Raw genomic sequence first — 21,611 nt, 5'->3', positions numbered from 1 at the left:
TTGGAGAGATTAAATAGTGAAACCTAAGAATGTACTTAAGATAGCAGTTTTGCCAGGTGATGGGATAGGTGTCGAGGTTACCGAGGCAGCAATACCTATCTTTACAGCTCTTGAAATACCGGTGGAATTAAATTTTGGTGAGATAGGCTGGTCTTGTTGGCAAAAAGAAGGAAATCCTCTTCCCGAAAGAACATGGAAACTAATTAATCAGGCGGATACAACGTTGCTTGGTGCGATTACCAGCAAACCAAAACGGGAGGCTTTACAAGAGTTAGCCCCAGAGTTTAAGCATGCCAAACGCAATTATGTATCTCCAATTATCCAATTAAGGCAAAAATTAGATCTTTTCGCGAATATTAGACCTTGCTTTAATATTAAGGGAGAGGAAAAGGATTTTAATTTTTGCATTATTCGTGAAAACACCGAAGGATTATATTCTGGTTTTGACTATTATCCTTTGCCAAAAGGATTGCATAGTCTCCTAGATGAAAATAAGCATTGGCAAAAAATTGCAAAAAATGAAATTAGTTGTACATTGCGTTTACAGACTAAAGTAGGATTAATACGTTTGTTTGAATTTGCATTTAAATACGCGCATGAGCAAGGAATCAAGCGGGTAACCTTTGCTGATAAACCTAACGTTTTACGCCAGAGCAGTGATTTTGCTCGCGAACTTTTCGAGGCAGTATCCAGTCAATATTCACACATTACAGCCGATATTCTGAATATAGATGCGATGGCTTTATGGTTGGTAAGATGTCCAGAGGAATTTGGAGTTATTGTTGCAGAGAATATGTTTGGTGATATTTTATCTGATTTAGGTGCCGGTGTAATGGGTGGCCTTGGTTTTGCGCCAAGTGCGAATATTGGTGTCAAAGGTTGTTATTTTGAACCAGTGCATGGTAGCGGGCCCCGAATCGGAAGCAACCGGGCAAATCCTAGTGCAATGTTTTTAACCATTAGTTTGTTATTGAACCATTTTGGTTACACAACAGCCGCAGAAAAAATTAAGCAGGCAGTTATAGCAATTGTGCGACAAGGTAAATTTGTAACCTATGATGTAGGTGGTAATGCTACTACCGAAGAGATGGCAGAGGCTATTATTGAGCACTGCTTATACCAAGCCCAAGAAACTGACATGACAAATTACTCGACAGATAAAGAACAAGCGCCTCGTATTAGCGAAACGGAGAGAAAGCAGCAGATTGAGGTATTGAGGAAGTTTAACTCTGCCGAAATTGCGGATGCGCTTGATGCTTGTGGTGTGGAAGGTGCTGTAACAAATCTGAAACCTTTATCTCCGGGAATGAAGTTAATAGGCCCTGCTTATACAATTAAGTATTTACCTTATGAGCAGCGGCCAGATACTTTTAAGGGCGCGGCGAATTATATCGATAGTGTCCCTGCTCAATCAGTCATTGTTATCGACAATCAGGGGCGCAATGACTGCACCACTTGGGGAGAGATTTTAACCCAGGTCGCCCTAAAAAAAGCCATCAGCGGCACTATAGTGAATGGTGCTGTAAGAGATGTTAAATTTATTCGCGATGTTAACTATCCTGTATTTTGTACAGGTTCTTTTATGCGTTCGGGTAAAAATCGTGTGTACATGGCGGATGAACAATGTCCCCTGAATATTAACGGCATACCAATCAAGCCCGATGATCTCATTTTTGCTGATGATAATGGCGTTTTGGTTATTCCGGTACATTTAGTGACGGACATCATTGAAAAAGCCCACAATATAAAAATCACGGAACAACGAATTAATGCGGCTGTGCAAAGAGGCATAAGTTTGGAGCAGGCTCGTAAGGATTATCGTTATGATCAACCTTGGTTAAAGCATAGCGATGAGTAAATTTTTGCAGAAGTTGGCAGATTACCAGTTTATAGATATTCATTATCATGCTGATCCCGATCTTTATCAACGGCGTTTAACTGCCATTGAAGCAGGCAAAATTTACCAATCTTTACAAGGAATAGTGGTGTTAAAAAGCCACTTGGGTGCCACGAGTGTACAGGCAACTTTGGCCCAAAAACAGGGATTACCAGTTCTACCTTCTTTAGTTTTAAATCATATTGCTGGCGGGATAAATTATCGCGTTATCTTAAGGGCTCTGGCTGAATATCAACCTTTGATAGCCGCTAAAATGATCGTGCATTTTCCCACTATTACAGGCCGTAAATTTCAATCGAAATTACCTCGGCAATTAGTTCACCCGGCTTTAAGTGAGCAATGTTTTGTTGGAGAAACAGTATTTGATGAGAAAAAACGGCTAAGACGAGCAGCGATTGAAGTTTTGAAAATGGCGCAAGATTATCCCCTGGTTTTATCAACAGGTCATGCTTCTAAAGACGAAACCTACGCTTTGCTGGATGCTTGTATTAAGCACAGGGTTCCTGCGTTGTTACTCAATCAACCTGCTCATCCTTTAACAGCCTTAATGGCTGAAGAATTACAAGAAATTAGTAAGCATGATTTTGTTTGGATTGAGCAAACGGTACTTACTTATTTGCTTGGTCATCAAAACAGAGACGATCTGGCTAAGGTTCTACACCAGATACAGCGGGTCATTTATAGTTCTGATCTTGGACAAACCAATCAAATGCATATTACTGACTGGCTTAATTATTCGACAAAACTTTTTGCTGAATTAGAGTTATCAAGTCAGCGGAAAGAGGCGCTGTGTCGTACTAATGCGTTGGCTTTATTGAGTTTATGATATAAATTCGACCATTAGTCTATTTTAATTGGACTCGTATAAATGCCGCGCATTTTACGGGCTAATATTTTTTATATCAAACTCATGTTAATCAGCAAATAGTTCGTTTAAAAATAACGCCATACTGATCCAGGAACGGCGATCGGCGGTTTCGTTATAATGTAAGCCCATTTCGTCGTCGTTAGCTTCTGGATTAGTGAAGGAATGTGCTGTTAGGCCATACATATGAATTTGCCAATCGGCTTTTCTTGTTGTCATTTCTTGAGCAAATTGGTTGACTTGTTCAGGCAAAACTAAAGGATCGTCATAGCCATGTAAAACCAGAATTTTGGCGTTAAGTTTTGCCGGCACCTCTTCCTCTGGTGCGGTGAGTATACCATGAAAACTAACAACCCCTTTCACATCTGCCCCAGTGCGGGCAAGATCTAAGGCACATAAACCACCAAAGCAATAGCCTATTACTGCGATTTTTGTCTGATCTACTTGGGGTAATTGAGTCGCTGTATTGAAGGCGGCGAGAATACGATCGGCTAATTTTTTGCGATTTTGTACAAGTGGCGTCATTAATGCTCTTTTTTCTGTCTTGTCTTGACCCAGTTGCGCTTGTCCATACATATCGATAGCGAAGCCAACAAAACCCATCGCAGCCAGTTGTTTGGCTTTATTACAGGAATCCTCATTACGCCCTCCCCAGTCATGGGCAACCATCACACAAGGTTTAGGATTTGTATGATTATTATCATAAGCAATGAAACCGTGACAAATGGTCTCGTTATCTTGATAGGTAATTTCTTTCGTTAAGCTCATATTAATTTTATAACGGTTGCTGGGGAAAACTTGGTTAACTTTAATAGAAAAATCTACTGAGATACAAGTTAACTATCTCAACAATAGGCAAGACTTACACACTTGCGCCTTTTTAACTTTTTGCGGAAATGATTTGCTGCTTATCTGTTATCTTAATTCTAAGCCAAATGAAAATTTCAGTTGTTATTTGGCGCTTAATTACGTACAATTCTGTTCATCTTAGCCGTTTATCCATGGTTAATCATGACGCTTGAGGCTATTTTCAATTGTTTGGCAAAACAGGTTCCAGTTTTTATGGATCTAATTGGCCATGAATAATAAAGCTCCAAGTGCGTTAGCAGCTCAATTACACGATAATGCCTTTGTCTATTTGCTTTGCGGGGCTATCGATGGATTGAACCTCAACAGCAGCATGCTGAAATGTTTTTTGATCTTCACGGCGATATACCGTCTGCAGATGCAATGCATGAGTGGATGATGTCGCTGGAAGGGATGGAAACAATTGCGGCAACTTCGGTATCTCTCATTGTATTTTCCATGCTGGCCAATTACTTCCGCGATGACGATAAGAATTCGTTTAAACGCTATATGGCTGTGGTGTGGCCTTATTGCCGTGACGCAATGAAAGGATTAAAAAATGCATATAAAGGAGTGCGTAGCACGTTCATAGTCTTTGAGCTATTAAATCTAACTCAGGATTTGCATCATCTTATTGTTCCAGTAAGCCTATTATTAGGAGGCTTGTCGGTACTTAATCGCTTATGGTTCCGTATGCTGGTCGGTCAAGACCGTAAAGACATGACGAGAGCGAATATCAGATTAGCCCAGACGATCCGGAAAGGTCCCGGATTATCTGAAGAAGAGATAGCTACTAATCGCAAGAAAATATACCACCACTCTGAACGAGTACGGGCAATGGCTTTACTCTCAGCGGCTTATGGAGGTATTGTTGACGGCCTTTATCTCTATGTTGGTGTCTTAGGTATTTGTAGTTTGGCACCTGCTGTACTGGAGGCAATGAGTGTATTTTGTGCGATTTATTTTCTAACCTGTGTGGCAACACGTATTTATGAAGAATATAATTTTCAACGTTTACTCTCTATCAGCGAGGTAAGAGTTGAGTTAGCTTTGCAGAGTAAAGGAATAGAAGCATTAGTGGGACAGCTTAAGGAGCTAAACAAAACAATTTCTGAAGCAAAAGAAGAAGAGTTTGAGTCCTTTGTAGTGCAGCGAAAAAAGCTTGCCGAGAGTCTTGCCGCGGCAGTCGATAATTTTAAACGCAAACGTGAGGAACTTCGTTCTTTATCTACTTTATCGTATCCTGCTGCTGTTTTGGCCGGATTAAGTAATGGTCTGGCAGCTTATGGTGCCCTTGCCAGTGCCATGTTTGCGGTATCGACTTTGCTTCTTTTATTCTCAACGGCTTTCCCGCCAAACTTGCTGGTTAGTTGCATAATGTTAGGCATGGCTTGTCTTGCAGGTTTTGCAGTGCAGTCGGTAGTTGTGGCCCATAACCATTATATTACGAAGCAAAAAGAAAAACTTTTTGAGGACGACTTTCCCGAAATATCGAGACTATTGAATACGCTCAAAGAGGAAAAAAGCCGTTTTTGTGAAGAAGAAAGTTTAGAAAGAATCAGGCGAGTTGTTGTAGATGGGGAGAACGTGGAAGGTTTGCCAAGGTCTTGGCTTGGGGCATGGTTTGAAGTAGTACGCTCATTTTTTTCTGGTATAGGTAAAGGGAGTAAGGCGGTAGGATTTACTCTCTATTCTTTACAAGAGGTAGACGAGCAAGGCCATTACCATGATACGCCAATCATGGTGAGTCTCATGATGGCTAGTGCTGTTGCTCATGCCATAATATTTTCTCTTCGAGCTTATGCGCGTGGGTTAGGCCGTCCACCGGTCGACGCTGAACCTGATGAACAAGCAACGCCAAACAATAGCGTTGTGGCTGATAAACAGCCAATGCTTGACAAGATTCCTGAGGTTGGGAGCGATGTGACTCCGGGTAGAGTAATGGAAGGCCAGTCAGTATTTGGTGTTCATTACAGAGAGGCAAGAAGGAGCTTAGGGGGATTTTTCTCTGCTTCCGCGCCTAATCTGCAAACGCACAATATGGATTTACCTTCAGCTCTGCCTCCTCCTCTTTCTTCTACCCAGCCTTCCCGCATTAGACGCGTAAGAAGCTATTCAAGCTTCTTCTCCAAAGAAGAAGCAGTTAACGAAAATGTGTCGTCGTCCCTTCGCGCTTCAGATGACTTACTCCTGCCATCGCCTTATCATACTCTGTAGAGCTCAGGATTTAATGTAGGGTCGTTATACATTTTAAATTGGTGGTATACTCTAAAGGTCCGTGATTTATTGTTTATTTCTTCAAACAGTTGCTGTAAGCAATTAATTAGTTGTTTTTGCTGTTCAATAATGGTTTCCCATTTACGTTGACAATTTTGACGGTGAGTATCATCAACCTCCATGCGTTTACTTTGTAAAGCCATGTGATACGCCTTAAGCGCCAGAATGGATAACCGGTCTATCATCATTCCTGGTGTTTCAGAATGCACAGGACATTCCGTGGGACTAGCAGGTCGCAAGGTGGTAAATAACCATTCATCCATTGCCTCCATACGATTATTGCGCTGTTGATTAAAATGATCAATTTCTCGTTTGGCACGATAAACAAACTCGTAGCCTAAATCATCGCGCCTGGCTTTATCTTCTGCCTGCCACAACTGATAATTGAATGCGTGATTTTCTTCAACCAAGCGTAAAAAGCCTTGTTGGTCCATGACAACACCACTTGCTTTCCAACGTACAATGCTGTCTTGCTGTAAGGTGGCAATTTCAGTGGCCTGGATTAAATTGCTCATGAATACTCCGCCAGAGATAATTCAAAAGGAGGATATATTAACATGCATTTAAAAGGAGTGCTTGTCCGTTGACTTTTCTGTTTATCTTTAGATTAGAAAACGCTAACTATTCGATTATTTTATTCTGGCTAGAATTCGGTCTAGCGCATTGGCAAAAGAAGCTGTTTCTTTGGTGCTATAGGTTGTTGGTCCTCCAATGTTAAGACCTCCCGAGCGCAGCTGCTCCATCATGTCCCGTAAACCCAAGCGTTGTTTGATATCATTGGCAGTATATAATTCACCTCGTGGATTAAGCGCGAGTCCTTGTTTGGCAATAATGGCGGCAGCTAGAGGGATATCCGCCGTAATGACCAAATCATTAGCTACCACTTGCTGCACGATATAATTGTCAGCGGCATCGAACCCTTTTTCAACGCGAACAGTCGTAATAAATTGTGAGTGCGGGATTATTAAAAACGTATTAGCCACTAAAATTAAGTTAGTTCTTGTTCTCTCCGCTGCTCGAAAAAGAATGTCTTTAACCACGTTGGGACAAGCATCCGCATCAACCCATATTTTCATAAAAAATTTAACCAAAATAGCGTTTATAGGTTTTAGATAAGAACCGTACGTTTCGTATCTAAAAGTAATTTATTAAGAGTTACAATTAAATCGTTATGCTTTTTATTAGTCATTATGCCATATCCTATACCAATAGGTATCTCATTGCCTACTAAGTTAAACTGGCTACTCTTGTTTGCGGCCCAATATCTTGCAACTTCACCATCCGCGCTCACATTTACCCTCGTTTATCACGAATGTCATCGATTCCATGAATTTAAGAGACAATTTTGGTAATAAATCGTGCTGTACTTTTCATATAGGGTAAAGAGAAGAAGTAATTTGTACGTCTTTGCTCGGTGATACTAATGGCACCAAGGTCTAAATCTATTTCATCGGCTAGACGTTTTGTAAATATCGCGGCGAATGGTAAGGGTATATAATGACAGTCAGCTTGCATCCGCTTACAAAATGTCATCATGATATCAATTGCAAAGCCAAAAAATGATTTTTCTTATCTGCTCCCATTTCAAATGGGGGGTTATAGGGTAAGATGCCAATATGAATGGTTTGAGCGCTTAGAGGAGATAATAGAAGAACAGTGATGAGTAAAATCACTTTTCTCACATTGAAAATCCTTTTAATTTTTATAAAGATTACTTTACTTAGGTATAGTTACCAAGGTAGCTTTTGCACAAATCAGTAGATTGGGAGGTGATATGAGAGTTGTTTTTTCTCTGGTACTTGTTTTATTAATAAATGCAGCAAATGCTGATGAAAATATGCCTACATCTTGTAAGCCTATTGCTGTAGAAGGCGAGTCAGTGATGCTTTCTGCGAAAAAACCTGTTTTAGTTATGATTCATAATCAATCTAAAACGGATTTATGGATTACTCATCCCGTTTCTGATCCCAGTGCTAGTGCAGGATGGAGCAGTCGTTTGCAGGCAGGTAATTGGTCAGCACTCGCTCTCGATAAAGAATCGTTTGAATTGACTTGTATTGAATCAAAACCAGGTCATGAGCAGCAGGTCCCCTGCACCGGGGTTATTTCAGCTTGCCGATTGTCATCAATTACGATGCCAGCGCAAACAACAGGGACTTTTTGGGCTGGTGAAGATATGAGCTTATCTGGTTTGACGGCTCATTTAGGCGGTCGGGGTTTTGAATTACCTGCTTCACCTCAATAAGTGATAGACTCAAGTTAATTTCCGTAAAGAAGTGATGAATGTGAGTAAAAAACCGAAGGATCCCTTTTATAAAAGGGAAAAAGAAAAATACGCAATACCTATACCTAGTCGTGAATTGATTATGCAGGTACTGGAAGAATTTGGCCGTCCTATGTCGCGTAATCAATTAATCTCTAAACTTGAGGTAGATCAGGCTAGTGAACAGGAGGCCCTGGGATTTCGCTTAAAAGCAATGTTGCGCGATGGTCAAATCATGCAGGATCGCCGCGGGCGTTTTTGTCTTTTGCGTCGTATCAATTTGCAACGTGGTACTGTGCAAGGTCATCCGGACGGTTTTGGCTTTTTTATCCCTGATGATGAAGGCGAGGATATGGTCTTGTCGGCCAAAGAGATGCAAACAGTGATGAATGGTGATTTGGTTCTCGCTTATCAAACCGGTGTTGATCGACGCGGGCGTCCAGAAGGGAAAATTCATGAGGTTATTCAGCATGCTAATGCAACGGTTGTAGGACGTTATTTTACCGAACATGGAGTGGGTTTTGTTATTCCTGATAATAAACGGTTGACGCAAGATATTTCCATTCCACTTGAATTTGCTGCGAATGCTAAAAATGGACAGATGGTATTAGCAGAGTTGATCGCTTTTCCAAGCAAACGTAATCAAGCGATTGGTAAGGTGATCCATATCCTGGGTGATCATATGGCACCAGGTATGGAAATTGAAGTCGCTATTCATGCGCATGGTATTCCCGCTGATTGGCCTGATGACGTTATTGCAGAAGTCGCTAAAATCCCACAGAAAGTTAGTGACGAACAATTGAAGGGGCGTGCTGATTTGAGGGAGTTGCCTTTTGTCACGATTGATGGCGATGATGCCAAAGATTTTGATGATGCAGTCTACTGCTATGCCAAACCTAAAGGTGGTTATCAGCTCTATGTGGCAATTGCGGATGTTAGCCATTACGTCGCAGCAGGTTCTGCCTTGGATAAAGAAGCGGCAAGGCGTGGTAATTCAGTCTATTTTCCCGGCCAGGTCGTACCAATGTTGCCAGAAGCTTTATCCAATGGTATTTGCTCTCTTAATCCCAACGTGGATCGACTGTGCCTGGTTGCGGAAATGGCCATTTCCGCGGACGGGAAAATAACACGTTCACAATTTTATCGTGCTGTTTTTCATTCACATGCTCGTCTTACTTATACGCAAGTAGCACAATGGTTAAAAGATGAAAAGACCGATGAGCAACATGGAGGGCTGTGGCCGGCATTACAAGCACTAAACAACCTTTATAATGTTTTATTGCAGGCCCGTAAAAACCGAGGGGCAATTGATTTTGAGACGACGGAAACACGTATTGAATTTGATGAAAATAGGAAAATACAACGGATTGTGCCAGTCTTTCGCAATGATGCCCATCGTTTGATAGAAGAATGCATGTTGGCGGCTAATGTGGCTACCGCGCGTTTTTTGGAAAAAGCAGAAATCCCTACTCTCTACCGTGTTCACTCGCTGCCTGATGAAGATAAGATTGCTGCGCTGAGATTATTTCTTGGTGAGCTGGGCTTACAGCTTGGGGGTGGTAAAAAACCCCATCCTAAAGATTTTCAAAAAACAATGGCTGCTATACAGAACAGGCCTGAGAAACATATCATCGAAACGGTCATGTTACGCTCTTTGAAACAAGCACAATATATCGAAGAAAATGATGGCCATTTTGGTCTGGCTTATCCAGCTTACACGCATTTTACTTCACCTATCCGGCGTTATCCGGATTTATTAATCCATCGTGCTATTACTCATCTGATTGATAATAATAGTGTAGAAGACTTTACTTACAGTGACGAAGACATGGGGCGTTTGGGCAAACATTGTTCTTCTACTGAACGACGTGCTGATGAAGCAACAAGGGAAGTTGTTTCCTGGCTTAAATGCGAATATATGCAAGATAAGTTGGGGCATGTTTTTCAAGGTACTATTTCGGCTGTGACGGGATTTGGTATTTTTGTTGAGTTAGATGAGATCTATGTAGAGGGTTTGGTTCATGTAACATCGTTACGGAATGATTATTATGCGTTTGATGCGGTGAAGCATCGTTTAATCGGGGAGCGCAGCGGGCATACGTACCGTTTAGGCGACACAATGACTGTTTTGGTGGCGCGAGTTGATTTAGATGAACGTAAAATCGATTTTGAGCCTGCAGAAAAAGAGGCTGTAGATGACTGAGCATTATATTTATGGCGTACATGCAGTCACGGCTCTTCTTACTAATCGCCCTAAAGCAACTAAAAAATTAATTATTAATCAGGAACGCATTGATAAACGCCTGCAAGAAATTCTTGATTCAGCGGCCAAATATCAAATTCCCGTAGAAAAGTTATCAATCCAAACAATGAACCAACGTTTTGCTGATTTTGTTCATCAAGGCGTGGTAGCCATTGCAGCTCATTTGCCTGATTACGGGGAGAACGATTTACCCGCTTTACTTGCAGCCAGTAAACAGCCTTGCCTTTTATTAATTTTAGATGGCGTGACTGATCCACATAACTTGGGTGCCTGTTTGAGAACAGCAGATGCTACCGGAGTGGATTTTGTGATTATTCCAAAAGACAAGAGTGCAACGATTACTCCTGTTGTCAGCAAGGTTGCCTGTGGTGCAGCAGAGTCTGTTCCGGTAGTACGTGTCACCAATCTGGTTCGTGCTATGGAAACGATTAAACAAGCTGGTGTTTGGATCTATGGTGCTGCTGATGAAGCAAGAGAGAGCCTTTATACAATGGATTGTAACGCATCAATGGCAGTGGTAATGGGGGCGGAAGGCACAGGCATGCGTCGTTTAACTCGCGAGCACTGCGATGGTTTATTTTCTTTACCAATGTTAGGGGCTGTCAGTAGTTTAAATGTATCAGTCGCAACGGGTGTTTGTCTGTATGAAATAGTACGCCAACGCACGCAGTGATGATATTAAGTGACATCGGTCCTTTGGCTTCAGTGTTGGTGAAACATCAGAAGCTTACATTGAGTTCTGCTCCGAGAGCGTTTGGTCTAATATAAATTAACATTCTATAATAATATCAGGTAAAAACTGAGGTTGAACCATGCGCTCAGCGGAAAATTTTACTAGTGCTGGAAAACTAAAAAATTAACTGGGTAGTTGAGAATACGCCTGCGCATTGGTTAAAAGGCGAGCCATTTTTAACCTATTTAGGTAATACCTACATCATAGTTACTGCTGAAGTTGAACGCTTCACGATAAAGGTTGGATTGTCGATCAAAGATAACATTAAGGATGATCAGCTAAAGTTGGAATGGACCCAACTTATTGACGAAGAAATTGCTCATGCTTATCAGCATACTTGTGTTACTAATGACTTAAAACGTCATAAATACCCTATTAAATTTATGATGAAATATTCAAAAGGATTATTTTGGTTGGTATCCAAACTGAGTATTAAAAGTAAGTTGGCATTCGTTTTAGCGATGGAATTTTATGCCCATGAACTAGCTATTTCGGCTTTGGAAAGCAACCTTTTTCCAGTAGATGAATTGGCAATCTATGATTTTTTAAGGTGGCATGCTTTAGAGGAAATGACTCATTCCAGTGTTTGCTTCAGAGTATATAAATATTTTGGCGGAGGCTATATTAGGCGTGTAGTCATACTGCTTTTTTACTTTTTATGCTTCTTTTACACCCCATTTTTTGTGCCGCTATTCTATTGTGCTGATCTTTCTCAAAAGCGTAAAGTTAAGTTTAAAAATTTTAGGGCAGCCTATGGGTTTATGTATGGACGTAAAGGTGCGTTATGGGGAAGACTTAAAACTTATTTAGCTTTCTTTAGTCCACGATTTAATCCATGCGGTATTACCGATTTAAATCTAAGAAAAGAAGGAAATGAAAATAATGTCTAAAGGATCGCTACCCTATTTTGATTTTCTTATTTCAGAATTAGCGCAAAAAGAATCGTTAATTGAAAAAAGTTTTGGCAAACATGTGCATTGGGGGTATTGGTCTGATCCATCACAGGCTCAATGCAATCATGATGATTATTATTTGGCAGCTCAAAATTTAACAAAGAAACTCTGCGCTATGGCCAACATACAAAATAATCAGGCTGTTCTGGATGTAGGATGCGGGTTCGGAGGAACGATTTCCGAGTTGAATAGCGAACATTCAGGTATGGCATTAACAGGGTTAAATATTGATGATCGGCAACTTGCACGTGCTAAAAAATTGGTAAAGCCATCTGCTAACAATACAATTAATTTTATAGAGGGGAATGCCTGTGCTCTTCCATTTAAAGAGCGTCAGTTTGATAACATACTGGCTATTGAATGCATTTTTCATTTCCCCTGTAGAAAAACATTCTTTCAAGAGGCTAATCGTGTACTGAAACCAGGGGGTAGTATTACCTTATCAGATTTCATACCGCATCCATTGTTTCTTCCTAACTGCTGGGCAATGAATTTACCTTTCGTTAAAAAATTCAATTTTTTTGGTTCTTGCAATCTTAATTATACTCTAAATAGATATAGACGTTTGGCGTCTACACATGGCTTTAAAATGGAGGTTTGCGATATAACAAAAAACATATCGCCAACATACTCCTATTTACGTTACCTGACTAAGTCTGTCCGTTTAGGAGAGCCTTATAAAAGCTTGGTGGGTAGTTTTACATTGGGTATGCGATTTTTATCGTGGGCACATCTATTGAATTATAAAATACTTTCTTTCAAAAAACCTAATTGAGTTTCACAGGCATAATCAATGAGTAGTCGTCAGTATTTATTATCCTTTTCTTTTCTGACGTTAATAGAAAGCGACCGCCTTTCAATACCGTGACACTGATGGACGCGAATTTGAATGGCGGTAATAAGCTTACTGTCCGACAAATTGCCTGATAGTCCTTGTTAATCGAAGGACAAGTTCATCCTGTTCTTTTTCATTAATGATAAGAGGAGGTAAAAGCCGGATAATTGTATCGGCAGTAACATTGAAAAGTATCCCATTCGCAAGACCAATGGTTCTTGCATCAGTAGCGGGTCTATCAAGTTCTATTCCCAACATATACCCTTTGCCGCGGACTCCTCGCACATTAGGATGTTCGCCAAGTTCTAGCATTAATTTTTCTTTGAGCAAGGCAGAGTTATGAGTCACTAAATCACAAATTTTGTCACGTTCTATAACATCCAAAACAGTGAGTGCAGTGGCACAGGCAAGAGGATTACCGCCAAAAGTTGAGCCATGATTACCTGGTTTAAACAGGTCACTGGCGTTTTTACCCATCAAGCAGGCACTAATAGGAACACCATTACCTAACCCTTTGGCGGTGGTAATTATATCGGGTTGAATAGCCGCATGCATGTAAGCAAAAAATTTACCGGTACGAGCATTACCTGTTTGGATTTCATCAAGAATAAGAAGCCAGTCATGCTCTTTACAGAGTTGCGATACTGCACGTAAATAAGAATCATCCGCTGCATAAATCCCTCCTTCTCCTTGGATGGGCTCAAGCATGATTGCAACGACATCATCACGGTTTGTCGCAATAGTGCGTATAGCATCAATATCATTAAAAGGGGCTCGGATAAAGCCAGGCACCAGTGGTTCAAAGCCAGCCTGTACTTTACGGCTACCTGAGGCAGTTAAAGTCGCCATGGTACGTCCGTGGAAAGCGCGCTCCATAACAATAATGGACGGCGTTTCAATTCCTTTTTTATGGCCATACAGGCGAGAGAGCTTAATGGCTGCTTCGTTGGCTTCTGCCCCTGAGTTAGCTATAAAGACTTGTTCCATTGCAGAGAGGGTAACTAATTTTTCAGCCAGTAACTCCTGTTCTTTAATGTGAAAAGTATTAGAGGTATGTAGTAATTTTGCGGCTTGCTGTTGAATTGTACGGGTTACATCTGGGTGAGCGTGACCCAAACCACAAACTGCAATACCACTTAATCCATCCAAATAAGCGTTGCCTGTTTCGTCATACAACCATACACCTTCACCATGAGTAAAGGTTACCGGTAAAGGGTTGTAACTGGTGATTAATGCCATCAAAAACTCCTTTATTAGACTTCAATTAAAACGCACTGTATTGAGAACAGAGCAAGAAGAAATGGAGCTCAAAACCGCAATGTATACGCCGGTACATGAGGATTCGAGCGCGCCATATCGGCGAAGCACTGTATCAATGCAGTAGAATTTTGAATGAAGTCTATTGCATTTAGGATGCTCAATGTTTGAATCTGATTGAGCAACTCTGTATATAGGCTAGCGCATATTGCTCTCAACAAAATCCCAATTTACTAAAGACCAGAACGCTTTGATGTAATCTGGGCGTAAGTTGCGGTAGTCAATGTAATAAGCGTGTTCCCACACATCACAGGTTAGTAAGGCCTGCTGCCCTGCAGTCATGGGAGTGCCAGCATTACTCGTGCTGGTAATTTTTAAGCTACCATCTTTTTCTTGTACTAACCAAGCCCAACCAGAACCGAAAGTTGTTGCTGCAGTTTGAGTAAATTGCTCTTGGAAGGCTGCAAATGAGCCAAAATCCTTTTTAATTGCGTCAGCCAGTTTTCCAGTAGGCTCACCCCCGCCATTGGGACTTAAACAGTGCCAGTAGAAAGTATGATTCCAGACTTGAGCAGCATTATTGAATATCCCACCAGAGGATTTCTTTATAATCTCTTCCAGACTTAAATTTTCGTAGTCGGTACCAGGAATAAGTTTATTAAGATTGGTAACATAGGCATTGTGATGTTTCCCATAGTGGTATTCCAAGGTTTCTTGCGAAATATGGGGTTCTAGTGCATTCATTGCATAAGGTAATTGTGGTAAGGTAAAGCCATTTGGAAACTCCCTATATTGATTGAGTGCTTAAGTTTAGCAGGATGGTAGACATATTCAATGTTGGTAACTTCAAGTTACTGTCCTTCTTATTCCAGTGAGTTTAGTTGCTGACTGGTCTTATTTTTGCCATAATTAGAGCTGTTTTTTATATTTTTAAATAGGTGTCTAAGTGGATACAATTGATAAAATTAAACAACAGATTAGTGAGAACACTATACTTTTATATATGAAAGGTACTCCTAAAATGCCTCAATGTGGATTTTCTGCTCGCGCTGTACAATGTATTGATGCTTGTGGTGTGGATTTCGCTTATGTTGATGTTCTTGCCAATCCAGATATTCGTCAGACCTTACCTCAATATGCTGATTGGCCTACCTTTCCACAATTGTACGTGAAAGGTGAATTAATAGGTGGTTCCGACATCATCCTAGAGCTTTATCAGCAAGGCGAGCTTGAGTCATTATTGCGAGATGCGGTTGCGCTTTAAAGTTAGTTATTTATATGCGTATCTGGTGATGCGCGCCATTAAGGAGAATATAGATGAGCGTTTTAGTTGGACGTAAGGCCCCTGATTTCACAGTTCCTGCCGTGCTAGGTAATGGTGAAATAACGGATAAATACAATTTACATGAGGCATTGAAAGGAAAGTATGGTGTGGTGTTTTTCTATCCGCTCGATTTTACGTTTGTTTGCCCTTCAGAATTAATTGCGCTTAATCATCGTATGGACGAGTTTAAGACGCGTGGTGTTGAAGTGGTTACTGTATCTATTGATTCGCAATTCACACACAATGCTTATCGTAATACAGCAGTGAAAGAAGGTGGCATTGGCCCAGTGCGATTTACCATGGCAGCAGATATGACTCACACTATTTGCCAATCTTATGGGGTCGAACACCCAGTTGCAGGCGTTGCTTTTCGCGGTGCATTTGTTATCGATAAAAATGGTATGGTGCGTTCACAAATCGTGAATGATTTACCTATTGGTCGTAATATCGATGAATTGATACGTATTATTGATGCCGTCCAATTTTTTGAAGAGCATGGTGAGGTTTGTCCTGCTGGTTGGCAAAAAGGCCAAGCAGGTATGAAAGCGTCTCCTAAGGGAGTTGCCGAGTATCTCGCAGCCCATTCTGACAATCTCTAAATAGTAATTGCACATGCCAGTTTAAGAATTGGTGTGTGCATCACGCCATGTGTTCAACATAGTACAAAATAATTCTGCTGTTTTCTCGGCATCGTAAATTGCTGAATGAGCCTCATTGCTATCGAAAGTTATTCCTGCTGCTTGAGCCGCTTTGGCTAATACGGTTTGGCCATACATAAATCCTGCTAGCGTAGCAGTATCAAAACATGTAAAAGCATGAAAGGGCGATTTTATTTCTGCTCGCTTAGCAGCTTCTTTTATAAATAGTAAATCGAACCAAGCATTGTGGCCAACCAGAACCGCACGTTGACATTTGCTCTTTTTTAAAGCTTGATTAATAGGAGCAAACAGTGTTTGTAAAGCCTGTTTTTCATCAACAGCAAAACGCAAAGGTTGGAAAGGATCAACTTGAATAAATTCAAGTGACTTGGCATCCAGTTCGGCACCCTCAAAAGGTAAAATATGCTCAAAATGGGTGGCTGTTGGTATGAAGCAACCCTGTTCATCAATATCTATTAATACGATACACATTTCTAATAAAGCATTTTTACAAGGATCTATGCCAGCAGTTTCTACATCAACAACAACAGGCAAGAAACCGCGAAATCTATTCTTTAATTGTGTCCTTAGGGCAACATCACGTGGGCTCATACGGACTCCATTGTAAAGTGTCACCAGCTGCGGCAGGAACCACCGAATCCAGTCCGAGAGGTAATGTGTCCGGTATGCGTTGTACCTCTTTTCTAAGTATAAGCTGAGTTTGATTAATCGGCAGATGATAAAATTCAGCGCCGAAGCGTCCCATAAAGGCATCGAGTTTTGCAAGTTGATCTAATTCATCAAAGACTTGAGCATACATAGCGACAGCAAAGGGGGCGGAATAAATACCCGCACATCCACAAGCATTTTCTTTGTTGGTTCTAGCATGTGGTGCACTATCGGTACCGGCAAAAAATTTTTATTACCGCTTATGGCTGCTTGTTGTAAAGCGCGTTGGTCGCTTTCGCGTTTCAAGATGGGTAAACAATAATAATGGGGTCGAATACCACCGGCTAATAATTGATTACGATTATATAATAAATGATGTGGGGTTATAGTTGCTGCAACGGTTTCCGGCGCTTGTTTAACAAATTCTACTGCCTTTTGGGTAGAAATATGCTCCAGCACGACACGCAGTTTAGGAAAATTTTTAATGAGGGGCATCAGGCAACTGGTAATAAATTCAGCTTCACGTTGAAAAATATCACCTTGAGTAACTTCACCATGAATTTGCAAGACCAGATCTTGCTGCTGCATGATTTCTAATAAAGGATAAATCGCGTGTAGTGAGCGCGTTCCTTCCTCAGAATTAGTTGTAGCGCCGGCAGGATATAGCTTGGCTCCCAAAATATAAGGTTGTTGTTTAGCCTGCACTATATCGTCAGGAAGCACTTGCTCATTTAAATACAAAGTCATAAAGGGTGTAAAGTTTTGGTTACCCAACGCTGCCACTATACGTTCGCGGTAGGCTAACACGGTAGAAACCGAAGTCAGGGCGGGTTTCAGATTGGGCATGACTAGTGCGCGGGAAAAATGTTGTGCTGTTGCTGGTGCAGTATGCTGCAAGAGCAGATCATCGCGAAAATGTACATGCCAGTCATCTGGGCGAGTAATCGTTAACGTTTGCAAAGTAAAGGTTCCTATAAAAATGCCGATACAGAAGCATATCATGGTTTAGTGAACTGGATGAGCAAAAAATGGCATGTAGGCGCTTCATCATACCGGGATTGTTAGGAGGTGTTCTCCTTTACGGTTGGCCCATTAATGGCTGCTTGGCTGGTGTTAGTGTTCATTATGCGAGTCCCATGGGCGATGAAAATTGGCGAATGAGCGGCAATCGTTTACGTTGTGGTTTATCGCTTACCGTCCCCAATTATGGTATTGCCTACTTTGAACAATACGCTGCAAAACCGAGTCATTTTATTCTGAGTAAATGGCAACAAGTGGAACGACAATTACCGGCTGTAGTATTTGCTGCCCCTCCAGTTTGGAAACCTGGTGGCAATTCTTATTTTATTGCAAAAACGTCAGTAAATCCTGGCGAATACGGTTTGTATCTCCCACGTGATCCAGCGATCAAATTATTAACCTATTTGGCAAAAGGATACCAAACAAGATTTGAATATCAGTCAGAGCAAGGGTTTACAGTTTCTGTTTCTCTGTCGCCAGCAAATTTTCAAAAAGTGTATGCAAAATATCAACGTTGTCTGGGAAATCTTTTACCATTTGATTTTGCCAGTGTGCGGGAAAGTATATTGCTCTTTAATACAGACAGCGATGAGTTAAGTGATGAGGCAAAACAACAATTAAGGAAAGTTGCTGAGTACTGCCGGGCTGACCCTCTGGTTAAACGGGTGAAAGTTGCTGGTTATACTGATGATACCGGCAGAAAATCTTATAATAATGCAGTGTCAGAAGGACGGGCTAAAAACTGTAGCAAATTATCTGTTGAGTCTTGGTGTACAACAGAGTCGTTTATCAGTTACTTGGTATGGCGTGCAAAATCCAGTTGCATCAAACGATACCGAAGAAGGAAAAGCTGCTAACCGTAGAGTAGTAATAAAGATATACAAATAAATTAACCTAACAGTCTTACCTATCACTAGAAAAACCATTGCGTTACATACACATTATCTGATAGAGTCAATTAACCTTAGCCAACCTATTGATTCGAAATATTTAATATTCTCTATAAAGATATTTTTTATCGATGAACATTAAAATTTCGTTTGCTAAACGAAAGGCTTTTTTACGTTATTACCAGGTTTAATTAGTTTGCTGATTTAAGCAAGTGATAGTGAATTAATTAGTGTGGTCATAAAAAAGTCACTGTTTTGTTGTTAAGCAACTTATTTATCGAATTAATAGAGAAATTTTGTAGAAATAGTGTTGACTTTGATAAAGTAGCGCTTGATAATTTGTCCATGTACGTTCTCGGATAGAGCGATGATTGCGTACTGTAGTCAACACCAAGTTGTGGTTTGACGGCTAAACGGGAAATTAATAATAAAAAAGTGGAGATGAAGCATGTTAAATTTGAAGAAAACAGCGGTAGCTGTTCTTGCTTTAGGTAGCAGTGCAGTATTTGCTGGAACCATGGGTCCAGTTTGTACCCCTGGTAACGTTACCGTTCCTTGCGAAAGAACTGCATGGGATTTCGGTGCATATGCCCTGTATCTTGAGCCTGTCTATGATGCTGACTTCGGTTACCGTCGTCTGAGTCCTACTATTGTTGACGGTGTTTCAACTCGTTTTGGTGATTTGGATCCTGATTGGGGATGGGGCTTCAAGATTGAAGGTTCTTACCACTTCAGCACTGGTAACGATTTGAATGTTAACTGGTACCATTGGGAACATGAAACTACTCATACATACGCTGGTGCTTTCTCATTCGGTGGTGTTGATTTCGGTCCTTTCAACGTTTACAACCGTTTCGAGCCTAAGTGGGATGCGGTTAACTTCGAGTTTGGTCAACACGTAGATTTCGGTGAATTCAAAAACATCCGTTTCCACGGTGGTTTCCAGTACGCTCGTATCGAAACTAACTACAGAGATGCTATTACTGGCGTTTTCCTGAACTCAACTAACCACAGATACAACGGCTTCGGTCCTCGTGTTGGTGCAGACATGTCTTATGATGTCGGCAATGGCTTCGCTGTTTACGCAAACGGTGCTACAGCTATCCTGGTTGGCGACAGCAAGTTCAGTACTAACATCGCTGTATTCCCAGCTTCTTTCAGCTTCTCTGGTTCTAAGACAGCTATTGTCCCTGAATTAGAAGCTAAAGTAGGTGCTAAATACACTTATGCTATGGCACAAGGTGATTTGACCCTGGATGCTGGTTGGATGTGGGTTAACTACTTCAACGCTAACCACTTCGTAACTTTAACTGACGTTAGAGAAAGTGACTTCGCTGTACACGGTCCTTATGTTGGTTTGAAGTGGGTTGGTAACGTGTAATTTGTCAACCGACAAATGTTTTATCAAAGCCCATCACTTGTTGATGGGCTTTTTTTAGATAAATGGAGTGATCATGCTGAAAAAAACAACCTTAGCTATTCTTGGCTTGGCAGTAAGTGGTGTTGCCACAGCGGGAATGTATTCAACTCCTCCAGCGCCTTCTTGCGCTCCTGGGGATGTCACCGTTCCTTGTGCAGCAAGTCAATGGGATATTGGCGTGCAAGCTCTTTATTTAAAGCCAATTTATGATGCTGACAAAGGTTATGACTACAACAGCACAACAACTACAAATGGCGTTAAGGAATGGGATGGTGATTGGGGTTGGGGCTATCGTTTGGAAGGTTCCTATCACTTCAATACTGGAAATGATATTACCATGACTTGGATGCACTACGATGTGGATACAAGAAATAGTGGTTATTTTGGAGTAACACCGTTTTCTGCTACTAATGTTCCCTATAATTTGTTTATAGATAACAAATTCGATCAAGTTAACTTGGTCATGGGACAACATACTGATATGGGGTTGTTAAAGAATGCCCGTTTTTACGGTGGACTACAGTACGCAGATATTCGAGTTCATGCAGTAAATAACTACACAGCGACACCTGCTGCTATTGTTCCACTTGCCCCTGCTGGTTTCCGCCAAAATCGTGATTCAGAGTTTAATGGCGTGGGTCCTGTGGTTGGTGTTGATTATGCTTATGATTTGAATCCAAGTTTCAGTATAACAGCCAATGCAGCTACTTCTATTCTGTATGGCTCAAGTCGCTATTCTACTAGCTTTGTTTTAGCTCCAAGTGGTTTGGTGCGTAATGACGTATATGCAAGTAAGAAAGCTATTGTTCCAAGTCTTGAAGCTAAAGTGGGCGTTAACTACGCATACGAACTGGCACAAGGGGTGCTCAATCTTGAAGGTGGTTACCAAGTTGTTAACTACTTTAATGCCTTACAAACAAGAAAATTCACAGTTAGTGGTCTTGTCCCTGGTACAGTCCGTCTTCCAACAGACAGCGATTTTGGTCTTTTTGGCCCCTATTTCGGTGTGAAATGGGTTGGTAATGCTTAAAATTGATGGTTAATTGGATATCTCAGAAGCCCATGAAAATGGGCTTTTTTTGCCTGTTATTTTTAACTACTTCTATTCGTAAATTCATTAGAGACAAACAATAAATATTGTGCGCAATGACTGGCCAATAAGTTCAATGCACGATATAATCCCCTCGCTAAATCATCCAGGAAGTAAAAAACATTCAGGAGTGCTCCTCGTGAAACATAAAGTATTAATAATAATCGCGATCGCCCTTTTATCAAGCTCGCTTTTTGCTGCAGATAATGCACAACTCCAGCGCGAAATTTTACGTTTACAGCGCCAAACCCAGCAATTGCAGACTCAACTGAACCGTTTACAAAAGCAGTTAGTTGCTCAATCACGTAATAACTTCGTATAGCATACATTATACGAAGTTATACGAAAAACGTCAGTAAATCCTGGCGAAT

At 41.0% G+C, this 21,611-nt stretch carries 22 protein-coding genes and 3 pseudogenes; 14 read left to right on the top strand and 11 right to left on the bottom strand.

All coding sequences use genetic code 11. The features are described 5' to 3' along the window. Window positions 1-16 precede the first annotated feature (16 nt). Together BN58_RS03135 and BN58_RS03130 are read left to right on the top strand one after the other, a co-directional pair. The gene (locus BN58_RS03135) at window positions 17-1,858 is read left to right on the top strand and encodes an isocitrate/isopropylmalate family dehydrogenase (protein WP_019215608.1); all 1,842 of its coding nucleotides are present in this window, start codon (window positions 17-19) and stop codon (window positions 1,856-1,858) included. Next, window positions 1,851-2,723 carry a DUF6282 family protein gene (locus BN58_RS03130; protein ID WP_019215607.1) on the top strand — a complete coding sequence of 291 codons (873 nt, stop codon included), beginning with the start codon at window positions 1,851-1,853 and terminating at the stop codon, window positions 2,721-2,723. Before BN58_RS03135 ends, BN58_RS03130 begins: the two co-directional genes overlap by 8 nt. An 87-nt stretch (window positions 2,724-2,810) precedes the next feature. Here BN58_RS03130 and BN58_RS03125 read toward each other — a convergent pair whose 3' ends face one another. Then, window positions 2,811-3,530: a dienelactone hydrolase family protein gene (locus tag BN58_RS03125; RefSeq protein ID WP_019215606.1), complete on the bottom strand. Its 720-nt coding sequence runs from the start codon at window positions 3,528-3,530 to the stop codon at window positions 2,811-2,813. 420 nt (window positions 3,531-3,950) lie between these two features. Between BN58_RS03125 and BN58_RS03120 the strand changes: the two genes are divergently transcribed. Further along, the gene (locus tag BN58_RS03120; protein ID WP_156812333.1) at window positions 3,951-5,825 is read left to right on the top strand and encodes a YdbT family protein; all 1,875 of its coding nucleotides are present in this window, start codon (window positions 3,951-3,953) and stop codon (window positions 5,823-5,825) included. Here the strand turns inward: BN58_RS03120 and BN58_RS03115 are convergent. The 5 genes from BN58_RS03115 to BN58_RS30465 form a co-directional block, all read right to left on the bottom strand. Then, window positions 5,813-6,400, bottom strand: coding sequence for a DUF4254 domain-containing protein (locus BN58_RS03115; RefSeq protein ID WP_019215604.1), 588 nt, complete (start codon window positions 6,398-6,400; stop codon window positions 5,813-5,815). The genes BN58_RS03120 and BN58_RS03115 overlap by 13 nt on opposite strands. Window positions 6,401-6,514: 114 nt before the next feature. Next, the gene (locus BN58_RS03110; RefSeq protein WP_019215603.1) at window positions 6,515-6,961 is read right to left on the bottom strand and encodes a YaiI/YqxD family protein; all 447 of its coding nucleotides are present in this window, start codon (window positions 6,959-6,961) and stop codon (window positions 6,515-6,517) included. Window positions 6,962-6,993: 32 nt separating this feature from the next. Further along, window positions 6,994-7,176, bottom strand: coding sequence for a type 2 periplasmic-binding domain-containing protein (locus BN58_RS03105; RefSeq protein WP_019215602.1), 183 nt, complete (start codon window positions 7,174-7,176; stop codon window positions 6,994-6,996). Window positions 7,177-7,217: 41 nt separating this feature from the next. Next, window positions 7,218-7,421, bottom strand: coding sequence for a transporter substrate-binding domain-containing protein (locus BN58_RS28020; protein WP_026069211.1), 204 nt, complete (start codon window positions 7,419-7,421; stop codon window positions 7,218-7,220). After that, window positions 7,418-7,567 (bottom strand): hypothetical protein, encoded by a 150-nt coding sequence (locus BN58_RS30465; RefSeq protein WP_019215601.1) that lies wholly within the window; start codon window positions 7,565-7,567, stop codon window positions 7,418-7,420. Before BN58_RS30465 ends, BN58_RS28020 begins: the two co-directional genes overlap by 4 nt. Window positions 7,568-7,659: 92 nt before the next feature. On the opposite strand from BN58_RS30465, the gene BN58_RS03090 reads away from it, so the two are divergent. From BN58_RS03090 to BN58_RS03070, 5 genes are all read left to right on the top strand, one after another. Further along, window positions 7,660-8,130 (top strand): hypothetical protein, encoded by a 471-nt coding sequence (locus BN58_RS03090; RefSeq protein ID WP_019215600.1) that lies wholly within the window; start codon window positions 7,660-7,662, stop codon window positions 8,128-8,130. 40 nt (window positions 8,131-8,170) lie between these two features. Then, entirely contained in the window at window positions 8,171-10,351 is a 2,181-nt protein-coding gene (gene rnr, locus BN58_RS03085) for a ribonuclease R (RefSeq protein ID WP_026069210.1), read from the top strand. Beyond that, on the top strand, window positions 10,344-11,084 hold the full coding sequence (rlmB, locus tag BN58_RS03080; protein WP_019215598.1) for a 23S rRNA (guanosine(2251)-2'-O)-methyltransferase RlmB: 741 nt from the start codon (window positions 10,344-10,346) through the stop codon (window positions 11,082-11,084). The genes rnr and rlmB overlap by 8 nt, the downstream gene beginning before the upstream one ends. 182 nt (window positions 11,085-11,266) lie before the next feature. Continuing rightward, window positions 11,267-12,034: a metal-dependent hydrolase gene (locus BN58_RS03075; protein ID WP_083852089.1), complete on the top strand. Its 768-nt coding sequence runs from the start codon at window positions 11,267-11,269 to the stop codon at window positions 12,032-12,034. After that, window positions 12,027-12,872 carry a class I SAM-dependent methyltransferase gene (locus BN58_RS03070; RefSeq protein WP_019215596.1) on the top strand — a complete coding sequence of 282 codons (846 nt, stop codon included), beginning with the start codon at window positions 12,027-12,029 and terminating at the stop codon, window positions 12,870-12,872. Before BN58_RS03075 ends, BN58_RS03070 begins: the two co-directional genes overlap by 8 nt. A 129-nt stretch (window positions 12,873-13,001) precedes the next feature. On the opposite strand, the gene BN58_RS03065 is transcribed toward BN58_RS03070, so the two are convergent. Together BN58_RS03065 and BN58_RS03060 are read right to left on the bottom strand one after the other, a co-directional pair. Continuing rightward, window positions 13,002-14,171 (bottom strand): aspartate aminotransferase family protein, encoded by a 1,170-nt coding sequence (locus BN58_RS03065; protein ID WP_019215595.1) that lies wholly within the window; start codon window positions 14,169-14,171, stop codon window positions 13,002-13,004. Between the two features lie 216 nt (window positions 14,172-14,387). After that, a pseudogene (locus BN58_RS03060) lies at window positions 14,388-14,960 on the bottom strand (superoxide dismutase); the annotation flags it as partial. Window positions 14,961-15,135: 175 nt separating this feature from the next. Between BN58_RS03060 and grxD the strand changes: the two are divergent. Continuing rightward, the gene (gene grxD, locus BN58_RS03055) at window positions 15,136-15,453 is read left to right on the top strand and encodes a Grx4 family monothiol glutaredoxin (RefSeq protein WP_019215593.1); all 318 of its coding nucleotides are present in this window, start codon (window positions 15,136-15,138) and stop codon (window positions 15,451-15,453) included. A gap of 53 nt (window positions 15,454-15,506) precedes the next feature. Continuing rightward, window positions 15,507-16,112, top strand: coding sequence for a peroxiredoxin (locus tag BN58_RS03050; protein WP_019215592.1), 606 nt, complete (start codon window positions 15,507-15,509; stop codon window positions 16,110-16,112). A gap of 21 nt (window positions 16,113-16,133) precedes the next feature. Here the strand turns inward: BN58_RS03050 and rnt are convergent, their stop codons facing one another. Together rnt and pyrC are read right to left on the bottom strand one after the other, a co-directional pair. Further along, window positions 16,134-16,763 carry a ribonuclease T gene (gene rnt / locus BN58_RS03045; protein ID WP_019215591.1) on the bottom strand — a complete coding sequence of 210 codons (630 nt, stop codon included), beginning with the start codon at window positions 16,761-16,763 and terminating at the stop codon, window positions 16,134-16,136. Continuing rightward, window positions 16,750-17,780: pseudogene (gene pyrC / locus BN58_RS21625) on the bottom strand (dihydroorotase). Before pyrC ends, rnt begins: the two are co-directional and overlap by 14 nt. A 68-nt stretch (window positions 17,781-17,848) precedes the next feature. Between pyrC and BN58_RS21620 the strand changes: the two are divergent. From BN58_RS21620 to BN58_RS03025, 4 genes and pseudogenes are all read left to right on the top strand, one after another. Then, a pseudogene (locus BN58_RS21620) lies at window positions 17,849-18,544 on the top strand (OmpA family protein); the annotation flags it as partial. Beyond that, on the top strand, window positions 18,528-18,728 hold the full coding sequence (locus tag BN58_RS36740) for an OmpA family protein (RefSeq protein WP_332247917.1): 201 nt from the start codon (window positions 18,528-18,530) through the stop codon (window positions 18,726-18,728). The pseudogene BN58_RS21620 and the gene BN58_RS36740, both read left to right, overlap by 17 nt. A gap of 450 nt (window positions 18,729-19,178) precedes the next feature. Continuing rightward, window positions 19,179-20,111, top strand: a complete 933-nt coding sequence (locus tag BN58_RS03030) for an Lpg1974 family pore-forming outer membrane protein (RefSeq protein WP_019215590.1) — start codon at window positions 19,179-19,181, stop codon at window positions 20,109-20,111. Window positions 20,112-20,184: 73 nt separating this feature from the next. Then, a complete protein-coding gene (locus BN58_RS03025; protein ID WP_019215589.1) occupies window positions 20,185-21,180 on the top strand; it encodes an Lpg1974 family pore-forming outer membrane protein in 996 nt (331 codons plus the stop codon). A gap of 62 nt (window positions 21,181-21,242) precedes the next feature. Here BN58_RS03025 and BN58_RS32565 read toward each other — a convergent pair whose 3' ends face one another. Further along, window positions 21,243-21,569, bottom strand: coding sequence for a hypothetical protein (locus BN58_RS32565; RefSeq protein ID WP_232220291.1), 327 nt, complete (start codon window positions 21,567-21,569; stop codon window positions 21,243-21,245). Window positions 21,570-21,611 lie beyond the last annotated feature (42 nt).

This window comes from Legionella tunisiensis (assembly GCF_000308315.1).
GTDB classification, from domain to species: Bacteria; Pseudomonadota; Gammaproteobacteria; order Legionellales; family Legionellaceae; genus Tatlockia; species Tatlockia tunisiensis.
This window is presented reverse-complemented; position numbering and strand designations above follow the sequence as displayed.